Annotated in this window: 1 protein-coding gene; it reads right to left on the bottom strand. The window is 64.3% G+C overall.

The window, feature by feature from the left end; translation table 11 throughout:
- Positions 1-270: 270 nt before the first annotated feature.
- A partial coding sequence (locus RNC47_RS36235; RefSeq protein ID WP_311605118.1) for a UTRA domain-containing protein occupies positions 271-555 on the bottom strand: 285 nt, incomplete at its 5' end.

The following is a 555-nucleotide window of genomic DNA, read 5'->3' as shown; positions in this document are numbered from 1 at the left end:
GGCGGGAAGCCACCAGGGTTCTCGGGGAGCACCGGGTCGTCGCCCACGCGGACCTCTGTGGGCGGTCCCCAGGTCCGGCCGGAGTCGCGTGAGACCCGCAGTGTCATCCGTACATCAGCATTCTTCACCGACGGCATGAGCACCTCATATACAAGAGATCATCTCCTTCACTCATGTACATGAGTGATAGTCGACAGAGTGCCCCACTCCTGTATATGAGTCAAGTGGTCGTCAGGGTGAGCCGGTTGCGAGGAAGTGCCTGATGCTGCCTCAGTCTGCGGCGGGGAAGCGGTAGTCCAGGACGAACCGGTCGGCGGCCATGATCGTGTCGCACACCTCCACGACCCGTCCGGACTCCGTTTCCGCGTTCCGTACGAGGTGGATCACCGGAGAGCCCGGGCTCAGCGCGAGTGCGGATGCCTCGGCCTTGGTCGCGAGCCGTGCCCGGACCGTTTCGCTGAACTCCGAGAGGGTGTGGCCGTGATCTTCGAGGCGGGCGTAGATCCCGCCGCCGCCGGGGTTCTCGGCGAACATCTCCGGGATGTCCTTCACCAC

The sequence above is a fragment of the Streptomyces millisiae genome, from assembly GCF_031845425.1.
Lineage (GTDB): Bacteria > Actinomycetota > Actinomycetes > Streptomycetales > Streptomycetaceae > Streptomyces > Streptomyces millisiae.
The sequence above is the reverse complement of the archived record's forward strand: the minus strand, read 5'-3'. Positions and strand labels throughout refer to the sequence as shown.